The organism is Streptomyces sp. NPDC049597 (genome assembly GCF_040675505.1).
In the GTDB taxonomy this organism is placed as follows: Bacteria; Actinomycetota; Actinomycetes; order Streptomycetales; family Streptomycetaceae; genus Streptomyces.
Genome location: NZ_JBFAOY010000009.1, coordinates 57,171 through 73,297, shown reverse-complemented (window position 1 = coordinate 73,297; position 16,127 = coordinate 57,171). Strand labels below are relative to the sequence as shown.

Genomic DNA, 16,127 nt, shown 5'->3' with positions numbered 1-16,127 from the left:
TGCACCTGTGGACTCGGGACAGGAGTGCACGCCTCGTGACCGAGCGCACATCACACGGCTGAACCGCCGCTGTGCGGCGTCCGTGGGAACGGGTGGCTCCTCTTCCCCACCGCCCGGGGCCGAGGGGTCGCCCACAGGTCTAAACCATTTTCCCGGAGGCCCTTGTCACCCGGCCTTCTGGCTGATGAGCTATGGCCTGGGACACATACGCACAGAAGACGCCCTGAGAAAGGGAGATGTCGTGAGCAACGAAAGCCTGGCCAACCTTCTTAAGGAAGAGCGGCGGTTCGCACCTCCGGCCGAGCTGGCCGCGCACGCCAATGTGACCTCGGAGGCGTACGCACAGGCCGCCGCGGACAGGCTTGGCTTCTGGGCCGAGCAGGCACGGCGGCTCGACTGGGCCGCCGAACCGACCGAGACCCTCGACTGGAGCAACCCGCCCTTCGCGAAATGGTTCGCGGACGGCAGGCTCAACGTCGCGTACAACTGCGTGGACCGCCATGTCGAGGCCGGCCACGGCAACCGCGTCGCCATCCACTTCGAGGGCGAGCCCGGCGACAGCCGCGCCATCACCTACGCCGAGCTCAAGGACGAGGTCTCCAGGGCCGCCAACGCGCTGACCGAACTCGGTGTCCGCAAGGGCGACCGCGTCGCCGTCTACCTGCCGATGATCCCCGAGGCCGCGGTCGCCATGCTGGCCTGCGCGCGGATCGGCGCCGCCCACTCGGTCGTCTTCGGTGGCTTCTCGGCCGACGCGGTTGCCTCCCGCATCCAGGACGCCGACGCCAAGCTCGTCATCACCGCCGACGGCGGCTACCGCCGCGGCAAGCCCAGCGCGCTCAAGCCGGCGATCGACGAGGCCGTCTCCCGCTGCCCGCAGGTCGAGCACGTGCTGGTGGTGCGGCGCACCGGCCAGGAGACGGCGTTCACCGAGGGCCGCGACGTGTGGTGGCACGACATCGTCGGCCGTCAGTCCGCCGAGCACACCCCGGAGGCGTTCGAGGCCGAGCACCCGCTCTTCATCCTCTACACCTCCGGCACCACGGGTAAGCCCAAGGGCATCCTGCACACCTCCGGCGGCTACCTCACCCAGGCGGCCTACACGCACCACGCCGTCTTCGACCTCAAGCCCGAGTCCGACGTCTACTGGTGCACGGCGGACATCGGCTGGGTCACCGGCCACTCGTACATCGTCTACGGCCCCCTGGCCAACGGTGCGACGCAGGTCATGTACGAGGGCACGCCGGACACCCCGCACCAGGGCCGGTTCTGGGAGATCGTGCAGAAGTACGGCGTCACGATCCTCTACACGGCGCCGACCGCGATCCGCACGTTCATGAAGTGGGGAGACGACATCCCCGCCAAGTTCGACCTCTCCAGCCTGCGCGTCCTCGGCTCGGTCGGTGAGCCCATCAACCCGGAGGCATGGATCTGGTACAGGGAGCACATCGGCGCCGGGAGGACCCCGATCGTCGACACCTGGTGGCAGACCGAGACCGGCGCGATGATGATCTCGCCGCTGCCCGGCGTCACCGAGACCAAGCCCGGCTCCGCGCAGCGCCCGTTGCCCGGCATCGCCGCCACCGTCGTCGACGACGAGGCGAACGAGGTGCCCAACGGGGGCGGCGGCTACCTCGTGCTCACCGAGCCGTGGCCCTCGATGCTGCGCACCATCTGGGGCGACGACCAGCGGTTCATCGACACCTACTGGTCCCGTTTCGAGGGCAAGTACTTCGCGGGCGACGGAGCCAAGAGGGACGACGACGGCGACATCTGGCTGCTCGGCCGCGTCGACGACGTGATGCTCGTGTCCGGCCACAACATCTCGACCACCGAGGTCGAGTCGGCGCTGGTCTCGCACCCCAAGGTCGCCGAGGCCGCCGTCGTGGGCGCCGCGGACGAGACGACCGGTCAGGCGATCGTCGCCTTCGTCATCCTGCGGGGCACCGCGAGCGAGGACGACGGCCTCGTGAACGAACTGCGCAACCACGTCGGGGCGACGCTCGGCCCGATCGCCAAGCCCAAGCGGGTCCTGCCGGTGGCCGAGCTGCCGAAGACCCGCTCCGGCAAGATCATGCGCCGCCTGCTGCGCGACGTCGCCGAGAACCGCCAGCTCGGCGATGTCACCACGCTCACGGACTCCTCCGTGATGGACCTGATCCAGTCCCGCCTGCCCAGCGCCCCGAGCGAGGACTGACCGGCGCGCAGCACCGTTCGAGGGACGGCTCGCGCCTGGTCCACCGGGCACCCAAGGCCCCGGCGTGTCCACGCCGGGGCCTTGCCCATGCGGTGGGCGGCCGACCGCCGTCCGTACGCCCGCGAGGACCCGCAGGGTTGGGTAGGGTAAAGAACGCGTCAGAGGGCGCAGGAACGATCTCAGGTGCGCCGGGAAGTCTGGTCGGCAACAGTTTTTGTCGTGTCCGACCGACCGGAGGTTACGCACCGTGGCCGCGCTCAAGACCACTCCCAAGCTCTTCGGCCGCCTGTCGTTGCCCGAGCGGAACTTCGTCGCGGACGCGCTGCGCGCGGAGACGGTCGGCGGTGTGCTGCTCCTGTTCGCCGCGGTGGTGGCACTGATCTGGGCGAACACTCCTCTCGGGGACAGCTACGCCTCCGTGCGCGACTTCCACATCGGCCCCGCGTCACTCGGCCTCGACCTCTCGGTCCAGCACTGGGCGGCGGACGGTCTGCTGGCCGTCTTCTTCTTCGTCGCCGGCATCGAGCTCAAGCGGGAGCTGGTCGCGGGAGAGCTGCGCGACCCGAAGGCCGCTGCTCTGCCCGTCGTCGCCGCTCTCTGCGGCATGATCATGCCCGCCCTCGTCTATCTGGCGGTCACGACGCTCGGCGACGGTTCCACGGCCGGATGGGCGGTCCCCACCGCCACGGACATCGCCTTCGCCCTGGCCGTCCTGGCGGTGATCGGCACGTCGCTGCCGGCCGCGCTCCGCGCGTTCCTGCTGACCCTGGCGGTCGTCGACGACCTCTTCGCGATCCTGATCATCGCGATCTTCTTCACGAACGACCTGAACTTCGCGGCTCTCGGCGGCGCCGTCGCCGGACTCGCCCTCTTCTGGCTGCTGCTGCGCACGGGCGTGCACGGCTGGTACGTGTACGTGCCGCTCGCCCTCGTCATCTGGGGGCTGATGTACAACAGCGGCGTCCACGCCACCATCGCCGGTGTCGCGATGGGCCTGATGCTGCGCTGCGGCCGCCGGGAGGGCGAGGAGCAGTCCCCGGGCGAGCACATCGAGCATCTGGTGCGTCCCCTGTCCGCGGGCATCGCCGTCCCGCTGTTCGCGCTGTTCTCGGCGGGAGTCACCGTCACGGGCAAGTCCCTCGGCGACGTCTTCAGCAAGCCCGAGACGCTGGGCGTCGTGCTGGGTCTGGTGGTGGGCAAGGCAGTTGGCATCTTCGGAGGCACCTGGGTGACGGCGCGCTTCACCAGGGCGGAGCTGAACGAGGACCTGCGCTGGCCGGACGTCTTCGCGCTGGCCTCGCTCGCCGGTATCGGCTTCACCGTCTCCCTGCTGATCGGTGAACTCGCCTTCACCGGGGACGCCACTCTCACCGACGAGGTGAAGGCCGCGGTCCTGATCGGTTCCCTGATCGCCGCAATCATCTCCGGCATACTCCTCAAACTGCGGGTACGCACCTACCAGGCGCTGGCGGCCGAGGAGGAGCGCGACGAGGACATGTCCGGGATCCCCGACATCTACGAGCAGGACGACCCCGCGTACCACTTGAGGATGGCCGCCATCTACGACGAGAAGGCCGCGGAGCACCGCAGGAGGGCTCAAGCGGCGGGGGCGTCGCGCGACGGCGGCGACAGTCCGGCATGATCTGACATCGGACCGTAGAACTTTGGAGAGGGAGTCAGCGATGAGCGACCGCGGCAACACCACGGCGAACGCTGTCGGCGCCGACCGCAGTCTCGGTCAGCTGGTCGCCGCGGCGACCGCCGAGATGTCGGCGCTGGTGCACGACGAGATCGCGCTGGCCAAGGCACAGTTGCGCCGGGACGTGAAGAAGGCGGGCATCGGCGGTGGTGCGTTCACCGCTGCCGGCGCGGTGCTGCTCTTCTCCTTGCCGATGCTGAGCTTCGCGCTCGCCTACGGCTTCCAGTTCTGGACCGGCTGGCACCTGTCCGTCTGCTTCCTGCTGTCGTTCGCCGTCAACGTCCTCGTCGCCGGACTGCTGGCGCTGATCGGCCTGGTCTTCGTGAAGAAGGCGAAGAAGGGCAAGGGCCCGCAGAAGACGGTCGCCTCGGCCAAGGAGACCGCGGCGGTGCTGCAGAACGCCAAGCCGCATCCGCGCCGCCCCGCGCAGCCCGAGCTCCCGGCCGGCTCCCGGCAGGACAAGGTCACGGTGTGACGCGGAGGACCGGCGCGGGCGCCGCCGGCCGGGGAGTGGCGAACGGCCGGTCCGCGGGTGTGGCACGCTCATCAGCATGACGGCACCTGTTTCCAGCCCCGGCGGTCCTGTACGTCTCGACGGTCCGTGGACCCACCGCGACGTCGCGGCCAACGGTGCCCGCTTCCACATCGCCGAGATGGGTGACGGGCCGCTGGTGATGCTGCTGCACGGGTTCCCGCAGTTCTGGTGGACCTGGCGGCACCAGCTGCCCGCGCTCGCCGAAGCGGGTTTCCGGGCGGTGGCGATGGACCTGCGCGGGGTGGGCGGCAGTGACCGTACGCCGCGGGGTTACGACCCCGCCAACCTCGCACTCGACATCACCGGCGTGGTCCGGTCCCTGGGAGAGCCGGACGCCGCGCTGGTCGGACACGACCTGGGCGGCTATCTGGCGTGGACAGCGGCCGTGATGCGTCCCAAGCTGGTGCGCCGTCTGGCGGTCTCGTCGATGCCGCACCCGCGGCGCTGGCGCTCCGCGATGCTGTCGGACTTCGCGCAGAGCCGTGCCGGGTCGTACGTGTGGGGTTTCCAGCGGCCCTGGATCCCGGAGCGTCAACTGGTCGCCGACGCCGCCGCCCTGGTGGGCCGCCTGATCGAGGACTGGTCGGGTCCGCAGCCGCTCGACGAGGAGGCGGTGGACGTCTACCGGCGCGCGATGTGCATCCCTTCGACGGCGCACTGCTCGATCGAGCCGTACCGCTGGATGGTGCGTTCGCTGGCCCGGCCCGACGGCATCCAGTTCAACCGCCGGATGAAGCGTCCGGTGCGGGTGCCGACCCTGCATCTGCACGGGTCACTCGATCCGGCGATGCGCACGCGCAGCGCGGCGGGTTCGGGCGAGTACGTCGAAGCCCCGTACCGGTGGCGGCTGTTCGACGGTCTGGGCCACTTCCCCCACGAGGAGGACCCGGTGGCCTTCTCGAACGAGCTCATCAGCTGGCTCAAGGACCCGGAACCCGACCGCTGAGCCGTCCCGCCGCGGCCGCGCGAGGTCGCGGGGGCTGTACGGGCGAACCGGTGGAACGGTTGTCCTACGAACGGCCACATGCCCGGCGCATAGGCCAATTGGCGGGTCCGGAGACGGTTACCGACCATGGGGCCCGGGCAGACGTCCGGGTATGGGCTGGACGCACGACTACGGTGACGCAGCACGCAACCGCCGCTCGGCCAATGGGCCGATTTCCCACGACAGCGGCGGCTCTGAGCATCAGGGCCAGGAGCATCCGGGGCAGGGGATGGGCATTTCGCGCATCCTCCGGCGCCGTGCACGCTGGGTGTCCGCCCGACTGCGGCATCCGCGGGCCTGAGCCGGCGACGGCCCGGGCCGGCCGCATCCCTACAGGGCGCATCCCTGGCTGTCGACCTGCTGGTTGGCCGCCCGGCCACGGGTGATGTCGTCGCGGATCTCGTCGACCGTCAGGGCGTAGCCCGTGTCCGCGTCGTCGAGGGACCGGGCGAAGATGACGCCGTAGACCTTGCCGTCGGTGGTGAGCAGCGGGCCGCCGGAGTTGCCCTGGCGCACGGTCGCGAACAGTGAGTAGACGTCGCGGCGGACGGTGCCGCGGTGGTAGATGTCGGGGCCGTTGGCGCTGATCCGGCCGCGGACTCGGGCGGAGCGGACGTCGTAGGAGCCGTTCTCCGGGAAGCCCGCGACGATCGCGCTGTCTCCGCTGCGGGCGTCGTCCTCGGCGAACTCGAGCGGACGGGCCTTGAGGTCGGGAACGTCCAGGATCGCGATGTCGCGCTCCCAGTCGTAGAGCACGACCTTGGCGTCGTAGAGCCGGCCCTCGCCGCCTATCTGGACGGTCGGCTCGTCCACGCCGCCGACCACATGGGCGTTGGTCATGACCCGGCGCTGGTCGAAGACGAAGCCGGTGCCTTCGAGGACCTTGCCGCATGTGGGCGCCGTACCGACGACCTTGACGATGGACTGCTTGGCACGCGCGGCGACGGGGCTGCCGACGAGAGCCGGATCCGGGGGCCGGACCTCGGTGATGGGCTCATTGGCGAACGGGCTGAAGACCTGCGGGAAGCCGTTCTGCGCGAGGACGGAGGTGAAGTCCGCGAACCAGGTGTTGGCCTGATCGGGCATCACCCGGGAGATGCCGAGCAGCACCTTGGAACTGCGCACCTCCTTGCCCAGGGTGGGCAGCGAGGTGCCGGCGAGCGCGGATCCGATCAGCCAGGCGACCAGCAGCATGGCGACGACGTTGACCAGGGCGCCGCCGGTGGCGTCGAGGGCGCGGGCGGGTGACCAGGTGATGTGCCGGCGCAGCTTGTTCCCGAGGTGGGTGGTGAACGCCTGGCCGACCGACGCGCAGACGATCACGATCACCACGGCGACGATGGCGGCCGTGGTCGACACCTCGGCGCCGTCGGTGAGCGCCGCCCAGATGACCGGGAGCAGGTAGACCGCGACGAGCCCGCCGCCGAGGAAGCCGATCACCGAGAGGATGCCGACGACGAAGCCCTGGCGGTAGCCGACGATCGCGAACCAGACGGCGGCGACCAGCAACAGGATGTCCAGCACGTTCACCGTCAATAGCCTCGCAGTGTCGTCGCCGGGTGCTCCTTCCGGCTGGTCGGTCCGGGTCCGCGGCGTGGCCGCTTCGTCTGTGCGCCCCGGGGTGCGCTTCGTACGGGATCAGCGTGTCATGCGCGCCAGTCCAGCGGGACCTCCCTGGTCCGGTCCCATGGTCGCTCCCAGCCCGCGAAGTGCAGGAGCCGGTCGATCACCCCGGCGGTGAAACCCCAGACCAGAGCGCCTTCCACCAGGAACGCGGGCCCGGCGTTACCGCTCGGGTGGAGGGCCATCGCGCGGTTGTCCGGGTCCGTGAGATCCGCCACGGGCACGGTGAAGACCCGCGCGGTCTCGGCGGGGTCGACCGCTCCGACCGGGCTCGGGGTGCGCCACCATCCCAGTACGGGCGTGACGACGAATCCGCTCACCGGGATGTAGAGCTTGGGCAGCACGCCGAAGGGCTGGACCCCCGACGGGTCCAGACCGGTCTCCTCCTCGGCCTCCCGCAGTGCCGCGCGCAGCGGCCCCGTGGTGGCCGGGTCGCCGTCCTCCGGGTCGAGGGCGCCGCCGGGGAACGACGGCTGCCCGGCGTGCGAGCGCAGGGTGCCGGCGCGCTCCATGAGCAGCAGCTCGGGCCCCCGCGCGCCCTCGCCGAACAGGACGAGCACGGCGGACTGCCGGCCGCGGCCGCTCTCGGGCGGCAGGAAACGGCTCAGCTGGTGCGGCTGGACGGTGTCGGCGGCGCGCACCACGGGGTCGAGCCAGTCGGGCAGACCGGCGGTGCTGACGGACACCTCTTCGTGCCTGCCGGACTGTTCGTACGTCCTGTAGGTCTCTTCGCCTGCGCGCGTCATGGACACCCCCTGGTGCTCAACGCCCCGGGGCGTTTGGATCGTTCCTCGTGGGGGGCGTTCACCCGATCGCGCCCAGGGCCGGGGCCGGTTTTCCCGGATAGTCCGGCGGCGGCTTGAGCCGCTGGCCGGGCTGGCCGCCCATCTCGTACTTCAGGAGCTTCCTGGCCTTGTCGGGGTCGGTCTCGCCCTCGCCGTAGGCCGGGCAGAGGTGGGTGATCGGGCAGGCGCCGCAGGCGGGCTTGCGAGCGTGGCAGATGCGGCGGCCGTGGAAGATGACGCGGTGGGAGAGCATCGTCCACTCCGATCTGGGGAAGATCGCGGCGATCTCGGCCTCGATCTTCACCGGGTCGTCCTGGTCGGTCCACTTCCAGCGGCGCACGAGGCGCATGAAGTGCGTGTCCACGGTGATGCCGGGCACGCCGAAGGCGTTCCCCAGGACGACGAAGGCCGTCTTGCGGCCCACTCCCGGGAGGCTGACCAGGTCCTCCAGCCGCCCGGGGACCTCGCCGCCGAAGTCGTCGCGGATGGCCTTGGACAGCCCCATGATCGACTTGGTCTTGGCCCGGAAGAAACCGGTCGGGCGGATGAGCTCCTCGACCTCCTCGGGGACCGCCGCGGCCAGGTCCTCGGGCGTGGGGTACTTGGCGAAGAGGGCGGGGGTCGTCTGATTGACCCTGAGGTCGGTGGTCTGCGCCGACAGGACCGTCGCTATCAGCAGCTGGAACGGATTCTCGAAGTCGAGCTCCGGGTGCGCGTACGGGAAGACCTCGGCGAGCTCGCGGTTGATCCGGCGGGCGCGGCGGACCATGGCCAGACGCGATTCCGGTTTGTCCGATTTCTTCCTTTTGCCCGGGGTGGGCGGCAGTTGTTCGCCCACAGCGGAATTCTGCTTTCCGGACACGCTTCCAGCCCCCTTGGCCTGCGCTCTCACCGGCGAATTGGACACCCGGCCAGCCTAAGGGCCGCCACCGACATCCGGGCCGGTCCCCCGGAATCACGACCCAATCGGGCCCCTGCCGCACGGTTGGGCGCGCCAGTGAGTCAAACTTGTTGTGATTGATCGCACGATTGTTTACTACCGGGGTCCCGATCCCCGACGATGCCGCCGTGGGGCACCGAGTCCCCGGAACAGCACGGCGACGGTCCGGCATCATGGGGACAACGTCCCCTGAGCAGGTCGACAAGGAGAGAACTCGTGGACGACGTTCTGCGGCGCGCCCCGCTCTTCGCGGCGCTCGATGACGAGCAGGCCGCGGAGCTCCGCGCCTCGATGAGTGAGGTGACGCTCGCCCGCGGCGACGCGCTCTTCCACGAGGGCGAACCCGGCGACCGCCTGTACGTGGTCACCGAAGGCAAGGTCAAGCTCCACCGCACGTCCCCCGACGGCCGCGAGAACATGCTCGCCGTCCTCGGCCCGGGCGAGCTCATCGGCGAGCTGTCCCTCTTCGATCCCGGCCCGCGCACCGCGACCGCCACCGCGCTGACCGAGGTGAAGCTCCTCGGCCTCGGCCACGGCGACCTCCAGCCCTGGCTGAACGCGCGCCCCGAGGTGGCCACCGCACTGCTGCGCGCGGTCGCACGCCGACTGCGCAAGACCAACGACCAGATGTCCGACCTGGTCTTCTCCGACGTCCCGGGCCGTGTCGCCCGCGCGCTCCTCGACCTGTCGCGCCGCTTCGGCGTGCAGTCCGAGGAGGGCATCCACGTCGTCCACGACCTCACGCAGGAGGAGCTGGCCCAGCTCGTCGGCGCCTCCCGCGAGACCGTGAACAAGGCGCTCGCCGACTTCGCCCAGCGCGGCTGGCTGCGCCTCGAGGCGCGTGCGGTGATCCTGCTGGACGTGGAGCGCCTGGCCAAGCGTTCGCGCTGACACCTGCCGCACCTGCGAAGAGGGCCGCCCGCATCGCGCGGGCGGCCCTCTCGCATGCGTACGGCGTCAGTTCCTGGTGCCGTCCACGATCAGCGGATTGCCGGTGCCGGAGCCGCACGGGACGGCGTAGACCGGGTTCTTCGCGGCCGCCTCGCGGAACGCCTCGATGCACTGGTTGGTCAGCACCTTGTCGCTCAGCGACTCGCTCAGGATGCGGTTGGCCTTGGCGATGCCCTCGGCCTCGATGCGGCGGCGTTCGGCCTCGGCCTTGGCCGTACGGGCCGCCTCCGTCGCGCGCTCGGTGGCCTGCTGCTGCTGGATCTTGCGGTCGATCTGGTCCTGCAGCTTCTCCGAGGGCTTCACGTTGCGCAGGTTGACCGTGGTGACGTCGATGCCACGCGGGGCCAGCCGCTCCTTGATCAGCTCACCGATCTCGGCGTTGATCTTCTCGCGGGCGGAGGTGTAGCCCTCCTCGCTGGTGTGGCGGGCGAAGACGTTGCGCACGATCTCGCGGCTGTCGGGGAAGACCAGGCGCTGCTGGATGGCGTCCTCGCTGCCCGCGAGGCGGTACAGCTCGACGGCCTTCGCCGGGGTGACCGCCCACTTCACGGTCAGCTCCGCGTACATCACGCCGCCCTGCGAGGAGCGCACCTCGACGACGTCCTTGTCCGAGAGATTGAGGTCCACCGGCCGGGTGGAGAACGTGGTGACGCTGGTGAACGGCGAGGTGAGGTTCACGCCGGAGGTCAACGGGGAGCCGACCTTGCCGAACGTGACCGGCACGCCGACCTCGTAGGCGCTGACGACGTGGACACAGCTGGCCACGCCCGAGAAGAGCCCGGCGAGCAGGGCGCCCAGGGCGCCGATCTTGAGACCCCTGTTGTCGCCGCCGCGGGCGACGGCGTACATCACCGCGGCGGCGATGACGAGGATGATGAACAGGACGAACACGGCTTGATCCCCCCAGTGACGGATGTCGCGAAGCGCAAAGTAAGCGGAGCGTAAAGCATCACCGGGAGTGGGGACGCGGGCGGGCGGTGTCCGGTTGCGGCCCCCGTGGCCACGGGCCTGTCCGGCGATTCGGCCGGGATCCGCCGGACGCCCCCTGGGGTCAGCCCTGTCCGATCAGACCGTGTTCACGCAGGTACTCCAGCTGCGCCCGTACCGACAGCTCCGCCGCCGGCCACAGGGACCGGTCGACGTCCGCGTACACCTGGGCGACGACCTCGGGTGCCGTCGTGAAGCCGTCCTCGACGGCCGTCTCGACCTGCGCCAGGCGGCTCGCCCGATGGGCGAGGTAGAACTCGACCGCGCCCTGGGCGTCGTCGAGCACGGGCCCGTGGCCAGGCAGGACCGTGTGGACACCGTCGTCGACGGTGAGCGAGCGGAGCCGCCGCAGCGAGTCGAGGTAGTCGCCGAGCCGGCCCTCGGGGTGGGCGACGACCGTCGTGCCCCGGCCCAGGACCGTGTCGCCCGTCAGCACGGCGCGGTCGGCGGGCAGGTGGAAGCTGAGCGAGTCGGCGGTGTGCCCCGGGGTGGCCACGACCCGCATCTCCAGCCCGCCCGTGGTGATCACGTCCCCGGCCGCGAGCCCCTCGTCGCCGAGCCGCAGCGCGGGGTCGAGGGCACGGACCTTCGTACCCGTCAGCTCCGCGAAGCGTGCGGCGCCCTCCGCGTGGTCGGGGTGCCCGTGGGTGAGCAGGGTCAGCGCGACCCGCCGGCCCGCCTTCTCGGCCGTCTCGATCACGGCCCGCAGATGGCCGTCGTCCAGCGGTCCCGGGTCGACCACCACGGCGAGGCCGGAGTCGGGCTCCGAGACGATCCAGGTGTTCGTGCCGTCCAGCGTCATCGCGGACGGGTTCGGCGCGAGGACGTTGACCGCGCGGGCGGTGGCGGGGCCGGAGAGCGCGCCTCCGCGGGGCTGTCCGGGCAGTGCTGCGGCGTCGGTCATCGCGAGCCTCCGGTCGGCACGTGCTTGGTGAACTCGTCGTGCCCGGGCCAGCTGAGGACGACCTCCCCGCCCTCCAGGCGCGCCGTCGCGAGCACGGGCGCCAGGTCCTGCCCGGCGGCCGCCTCCAGCGCCTGCGCCGCCGTCGCGTACTGCCGCAGGGTGCGCAGCGTGGCGATGGTGGGCGGCATCATCAGCAGCTCGCCCTTGTCGTAGCCCGCGGTCGCGTCGGCCGGGCGGATCCAGACGGTGCTGTCGGCCTCCGTGGACGCGTTGCGGGTGCGCTGGCCCTCGGGCAGGGCCGCGACGAAGAACCAGGTGTCGTAGCGGCGCGGCTCGAACTCCGGCGTGATCCAGCGCGCCCACGCACCGAGCAGGTCCGAGCGCAGCACCAGGCCGCGCCGGTCCAGGAACTCGGCGAAGGACACGTTCCGGTCCACCAGCGCCTGCCGGTCCGCCTCCCAGTCGTCCCCCGTCGTGTCCCCGACGACCGTGCCGGGCGTCGGGCCCGCGAGCAGGACGCCCGCCTCCTCGTACGTCTCGCGGACCGCCGCGCACACGATGGCCTGCGCGGACGCGGTGTCGGTGCCCAGCCGCCGCGCCCAGGTCTCCAGCGAAGGCCCGGCCCAGCCGACGGGCCGGTCGTCGCGCGGGTCCACGCCCCCGCCCGGATACGCGTACGCGCCGCCCGCGAAGGCCATGGACGTGCGCCGGCGCAGCATGTGGACGGCTGGCCCGTCCGCCGCGTCGCGCAGCAGCATCACGGTGGCGGCCCTCTTGGGGGTCACGGGCGTGAGCTCACCGGCCGCGAGAGCGCGGATGCGGTCGGGCCATTCCGGCGGGTACCACTGACCATTGGGCATGGGGCGGATGCTATGCGCTCACGCGCGGATGTTCGAGGGGTGGCCTGTGCGGCCGGCCCTCGGCGCCGTCAGCGCCGGTGCCCGCCGTGCTGCCGACCGGCGCGCGTGCACTGGGCGTCGACCGTCGGGACGCGGCCGCTCCGGCCTCGTCCGTGGACGTGGTGAGCCCGACGCGGTCGTTCCCGGCCGCTCCGGCCTCGTCCGTGGACGTGGTGAGCCCGACGCGGTCGTTCCCGGCCGCTCCGGCCTCGTCCGTGGACGTGGTGAGCCGGATGTCGCCGTCATGGCCCGACCTCGCCGGACAGCCGGCCGCGCATCCCCTGGAAGCAGGTCTTCCGCCACGACCAGGTCGTGCCCGTCCCCGTCCGCCGCCGGTGGACGCGCTCGCCGCGCCCGGAGCCCCCCACCGGCCGCGACACGCCGACGGCCCCGAGCCGCCGACGGACCGGCGGCCTCGGGGCCGTACACCTACTGACCTAGCGTTCAGTCCTGGACGAGCTCCACCTGGATCTCGACCTCGACCGGAGCGTCCAGCGGCAGCACCACGACGCCCACCGCGCTGCGCGCGTGCACACCCTTGTCGCCCAGCACCTCGCCGAGCAGCTCGCTCGCCCCGTTGATCACACCGGGCTGGCCGGTGAAGTCCGCGGCCGACGCCACGAAGCCCACGACCTTCACCACCCGGGCGATGCGGTCCAGGTCGCCGACGACCGACTTCACGGCGGCCAGAGCGTTCAGCCCGCAGATACGGGCGAGCTCCTTGGCCTCCTCGGCGGTGACCTCGCCGCCCACCTTGCCGGTGACCGGAAGCTTGCCGTCCACCATCGGCAGCTGGCCGGATGTGTACACGTACGAGCCCGAGATCACGGCCGGCTGATAGGCGGCCAGCGGCGGGACGACCTCCGGCAGCGTCAGACCGAGTTCGGCGAGCCTGCGCTCGACCACGCCGCTCACGAGGACTTCTCCCGCTTCAGGTAGGCCACCAGCTGCTCGGGGTTGTTCGGCCCGGGCACGACCTGGACGAGCTCCCAGCCGTCCTCGCCCCAGGTGTCCAGAATCTGCTTCGTCGCGTGCACGAGGAGGGGCACGGTCGCGTATTCCCACTTGGTCATGGAGCCGACTGTAGCCGCACCCCCCGGCCGCTTCGCGAAGCAGCCCGCGGCGGGACGTGACGCAGCCCGCAGGCAGCCTCGTGCGTAGGCCGGTGCACGACTGGTTAGGCTCGAATACGTGAGCAGGCTCCAGGTCGTCAGCGGCAAGGGCGGTACCGGTAAGACCACGGTGGCCGCCGCCCTCGCGCTCGCCCTCGCGACCGAGGGTAAGCGCACCCTCCTCGTCGAGGTCGAGGGCCGGCAGGGCATCGCCCAGCTCTTCGAGACGGAAGCCCTTCCGTACGAGGAGCGCAAGATCGCCGTGTCGTCCGGCGGCGGCGAGGTGTTCGCGCTGGCCATCGACGCCGAGCGCGCGCTCCTCGACTACCTCCAGATGTTCTACAAGCTCGGCAGCGCGGGCCGCGCCCTCAAGAAGCTCGGCGCGATCGACTTCGCGACGACCATCGCGCCCGGCGTCCGCGACGTGCTGCTGACCGGCAAGGCGTGCGAGGCCGTACGCCGCCGGGACAAACAAGGGCGGTACGTCTACGACCACGTGGTCATGGACGCACCGCCCACCGGTCGCATCACCCGCTTCCTGAACGTGAACGACGAGGTCGCGGGCCTCGCCCGGATCGGCCCGATACACAATCAGGCGCAGGCCGTGATGCGCGTGCTCAAGTCCCCCCAGACGGCGGTCCATCTGGTCACGCTGCTGGAGGAGATGCCCGTCCAGGAGACCGCGGACGGCGTCGCCGAGCTGCGCGCCGCCGGACTCCCCGTGGGCAACGTCATCGTGAACATGGTCCGGCCCCACCTCCTCGACGAGGAGGCGGTGCGCGACGCGTCGAACGGCCGCCGTGGTGAGATCGCCGAGGCGCTCACGGCCGCGGGCGTCCACGGCTCGGCGACGCTCGTCACCCCGCTGCTCGAGCAGGCAGCCGAGCACGCCCGGCGGGTGGAACTGGAGCGCGAGCAGCGGCGGGTACTGAACGCGCTGGCCCTGGGCGCGTACGAACTGCCGGTGCTCAGCGAGGGTGTCGACATCGCCGGGCTGTACCAACTGGCCAGGGAACTGCGCAAGCAAGGGGCGGGCTCATGACGCTGGACGCATCGGCCCGCCTGGAGGTCGACCCGCTCATCGACGATCCGGCCACGCGCATCATCGTGTGCTGCGGCGCGGGCGGCGTCGGCAAGACCACGACGGCCGCGGCCCTCGGCGTACGGGCGGCGGAGCGCGGTCGCAAGGTCGTGGTCCTGACCATCGACCCGGCCCGGCGGCTCGCCCAGTCCATGGGCATCGACTCGCTCGACAACACGCCGCGCAGGGTCAAGGGCATCGAGGGCGACGGCGAACTGCACGCCATGATGCTCGACATGAAGCGCACCTTCGACGAGATCGTCGAGGCGCACGCGGACGCGGAGCGTGCCCGCGCGATCCTGGAGAACCCCTTCTACCAGTCCCTGTCCGCCGGTTTCGCCGGCACGCAGGAGTACATGGCGATGGAGAAGCTGGGACAGCTGCGCGGGCGAGAGGAGTGGGACCTGATCGTCGTCGACACCCCGCCGTCGCGCTCCGCGCTCGACTTCCTGGACGCGCCCAAGCGCCTGGGGTCGTTCCTCGACGGGAAGTTCATCAAGCTGCTGATGGCTCCCGCGAAGGTGGGCGGCCGCGCGGGGATGAAGTTCCTCAACGTCGGCATGTCGATGATGACGGGCACGCTGGGCAAGCTGCTGGGCGGTCAACTGCTGCGCGACGTCCAGACGTTCGTGGCCGCCATGGACACGATGTTCGGCGGCTTCCGTACCCGCGCGGACGCGACCTACCGGCTGCTGCAGGCGCCGGGCACGGCGTTCGTGGTGGTCGCGGCGCCGGAGCGGGACGCCCTGCGGGAGGCGGCGTACTTCGTGGAGCGGCTGGCCGCGGAGGACATGCCGCTCGCGGGCCTCGTCCTCAACCGCGTGCACGGCAGCGGGGCCGCGGGGCTGTCCGCGGAGCGGGCGCTCGCGGCCGCGGAAAATCTTGACGAGTCCGGCATTGTGGATCAGGGGCCCGGGAATGCTGGTGTTCGTGACGCCGCGGCCGTCTCTCCCGAATCCCCGGCCGTGGATCACTCCCCCGAAGCGCGTGAGGCTACCCCCGACACACTCGGATCATCACCGTCCGAGATTCCCGACGTACACGACGTGCACGAAGTCCATGGCGTGCACGAAGTCCACGACGTGCAGACCGCGCAGCAGTTGACGGCCGGCCTGCTGCGCCTGCATGCCGAGAGGATGCAGGTGCTGGCGCGCGAGCGACGCACACGCGACCGTTTCACGGCCCTCCACCCCGAGGTGGCCGTCACCGAGGTCCCGGCCCTTCCGGGCGATGTGCACGACCTGGCCGGCCTGCGTGCGATCGGCACGCGCCTGGCAGCGAGGTCCTAGCGCGGCGCGCGGACGGCACGTCGTCCGCGGGCAGCCCGGACTCGGGAGCCGCGCTCCCGGCCTTCCGGCACTGGGCACGGAGCTGCTCACGCACGCAGGTGCAGCACGCTCCGGTTCTCGGCACAGAGCGGCGCCTGCGC

Annotated in this window: 16 protein-coding genes; 8 read left to right on the top strand and 8 right to left on the bottom strand. The window is 71.1% G+C overall.

The annotated features are described in order from the left end of the window. Window positions 1-241 precede the first annotated feature (241 nt). The 5 genes from acs (at window position 242) to AB0K02_RS13080 (ending at window position 5,717) form a co-directional block, all read left to right on the top strand. Window positions 242-2,197, top strand: a complete 1,956-nt coding sequence (acs, locus tag AB0K02_RS13100; protein ID WP_365992468.1) for an acetate--CoA ligase — start codon at window positions 242-244, stop codon at window positions 2,195-2,197. A 247-nt stretch (window positions 2,198-2,444) separates the two neighbouring features. Continuing rightward, window positions 2,445-3,839: a Na+/H+ antiporter NhaA gene (nhaA, locus tag AB0K02_RS13095; protein WP_365992467.1), complete on the top strand. Its 1,395-nt coding sequence runs from the start codon at window positions 2,445-2,447 to the stop codon at window positions 3,837-3,839. A gap of 40 nt (window positions 3,840-3,879) precedes the next feature. Then, complete coding sequence (locus AB0K02_RS13090) at window positions 3,880-4,371, top strand: phage holin family protein (protein WP_365992466.1); 492 nt, start codon at window positions 3,880-3,882, stop codon at window positions 4,369-4,371. 76 nt (window positions 4,372-4,447) lie between these two features. Next, window positions 4,448-5,377, top strand: coding sequence for an alpha/beta hydrolase (locus AB0K02_RS13085; RefSeq protein WP_365992465.1), 930 nt, complete (start codon window positions 4,448-4,450; stop codon window positions 5,375-5,377). 151 nt (window positions 5,378-5,528) lie between these two features. Further along, the gene (locus tag AB0K02_RS13080; RefSeq protein WP_365992464.1) at window positions 5,529-5,717 is read left to right on the top strand and encodes a hypothetical protein; all 189 of its coding nucleotides are present in this window, start codon (window positions 5,529-5,531) and stop codon (window positions 5,715-5,717) included. 29 nt (window positions 5,718-5,746) lie between these two features. On the opposite strand, the gene AB0K02_RS13075 is transcribed toward AB0K02_RS13080, so the two are convergent. The 3 genes from AB0K02_RS13075 to nth form a co-directional block, all read right to left on the bottom strand. Continuing rightward, window positions 5,747-6,946 carry a MarP family serine protease gene (locus tag AB0K02_RS13075; protein WP_365992463.1) on the bottom strand — a complete coding sequence of 400 codons (1,200 nt, stop codon included), beginning with the start codon at window positions 6,944-6,946 and terminating at the stop codon, window positions 5,747-5,749. Between the two features lie 116 nt (window positions 6,947-7,062). Next, window positions 7,063-7,785 carry a CoA pyrophosphatase gene (locus tag AB0K02_RS13070; RefSeq protein WP_365992462.1) on the bottom strand — a complete coding sequence of 241 codons (723 nt, stop codon included), beginning with the start codon at window positions 7,783-7,785 and terminating at the stop codon, window positions 7,063-7,065. A 58-nt stretch (window positions 7,786-7,843) separates the two neighbouring features. Next, complete coding sequence (gene nth, locus AB0K02_RS13065; protein ID WP_365992461.1) at window positions 7,844-8,686, bottom strand: endonuclease III; 843 nt, start codon at window positions 8,684-8,686, stop codon at window positions 7,844-7,846. A 294-nt stretch (window positions 8,687-8,980) separates the two neighbouring features. Between nth and AB0K02_RS13060 the strand changes: the two genes are divergently transcribed. Next, a complete protein-coding gene (locus AB0K02_RS13060) occupies window positions 8,981-9,655 on the top strand; it encodes a Crp/Fnr family transcriptional regulator (protein ID WP_215183860.1) in 675 nt (224 codons plus the stop codon). A gap of 66 nt (window positions 9,656-9,721) precedes the next feature. Here AB0K02_RS13060 and AB0K02_RS13055 read toward each other — a convergent pair whose 3' ends face one another. The 5 genes from AB0K02_RS13055 to AB0K02_RS13035 form a co-directional block, all read right to left on the bottom strand. After that, on the bottom strand, window positions 9,722-10,606 hold the full coding sequence (locus tag AB0K02_RS13055) for a prohibitin family protein (RefSeq protein ID WP_365992460.1): 885 nt from the start codon (window positions 10,604-10,606) through the stop codon (window positions 9,722-9,724). Window positions 10,607-10,766: 160 nt separating this feature from the next. Next, a complete protein-coding gene (locus AB0K02_RS13050) occupies window positions 10,767-11,606 on the bottom strand; it encodes an MBL fold metallo-hydrolase (protein WP_365992459.1) in 840 nt (279 codons plus the stop codon). Then, entirely contained in the window at window positions 11,603-12,466 is an 864-nt protein-coding gene (locus tag AB0K02_RS13045) for an NUDIX hydrolase (RefSeq protein ID WP_365992458.1), read from the bottom strand. The genes AB0K02_RS13050 and AB0K02_RS13045 overlap by 4 nt, the downstream gene beginning before the upstream one ends. Window positions 12,467-12,949: 483 nt before the next feature. Then, complete coding sequence (locus AB0K02_RS13040) at window positions 12,950-13,420, bottom strand: RidA family protein (RefSeq protein ID WP_365992457.1); 471 nt, start codon at window positions 13,418-13,420, stop codon at window positions 12,950-12,952. After that, a complete protein-coding gene (locus AB0K02_RS13035) occupies window positions 13,417-13,578 on the bottom strand; it encodes a DUF4177 domain-containing protein (RefSeq protein WP_005314434.1) in 162 nt (53 codons plus the stop codon). The genes AB0K02_RS13040 and AB0K02_RS13035 overlap by 4 nt, the downstream gene beginning before the upstream one ends. Before the next feature lie 118 nt (window positions 13,579-13,696). Between AB0K02_RS13035 and AB0K02_RS13030 the strand changes: the two genes are divergently transcribed. Continuing rightward, a complete protein-coding gene (locus AB0K02_RS13030; protein WP_365992456.1) occupies window positions 13,697-14,659 on the top strand; it encodes an ArsA-related P-loop ATPase in 963 nt (320 codons plus the stop codon). Next, window positions 14,656-15,987, top strand: a complete 1,332-nt coding sequence (locus tag AB0K02_RS13025; protein ID WP_365992455.1) for an ArsA family ATPase — start codon at window positions 14,656-14,658, stop codon at window positions 15,985-15,987. Before AB0K02_RS13030 ends, AB0K02_RS13025 begins: the two co-directional genes overlap by 4 nt. Window positions 15,988-16,127 lie beyond the last annotated feature (140 nt).

Bases quoted from the DNA above. Each gene is read 5' to 3' on its own strand.
- AB0K02_RS13090 (WP_365992466.1), top strand. From the start codon at position 3,880: ATGAGCGACCGCGGCAACACCACGGCGAACGCTGTCGGCGCCGACCGC.
- AB0K02_RS13085 (WP_365992465.1), top strand. From the start codon at position 4,448: ATGACGGCACCTGTTTCCAGCCCCGGCGGTCCTGTACGTCTCGACGGT.
- AB0K02_RS13080 (WP_365992464.1), top strand. From the start codon at position 5,529: ATGGGCTGGACGCACGACTACGGTGACGCAGCACGCAACCGCCGCTCG.
- AB0K02_RS13070 (WP_365992462.1), bottom strand. From the start codon at position 7,785: ATGACGCGCGCAGGCGAAGAGACCTACAGGACGTACGAACAGTCCGGC.
- AB0K02_RS13050 (WP_365992459.1), bottom strand. From the start codon at position 11,606: ATGACCGACGCCGCAGCACTGCCCGGACAGCCCCGCGGAGGCGCGCTC.
- AB0K02_RS13045 (WP_365992458.1), bottom strand. From the start codon at position 12,466: ATGCCCAATGGTCAGTGGTACCCGCCGGAATGGCCCGACCGCATCCGC.
- AB0K02_RS13035 (WP_005314434.1), bottom strand. From the start codon at position 13,578: ATGACCAAGTGGGAATACGCGACCGTGCCCCTCCTCGTGCACGCGACG.
- AB0K02_RS13025 (WP_365992455.1), top strand. From the start codon at position 14,656: ATGACGCTGGACGCATCGGCCCGCCTGGAGGTCGACCCGCTCATCGAC.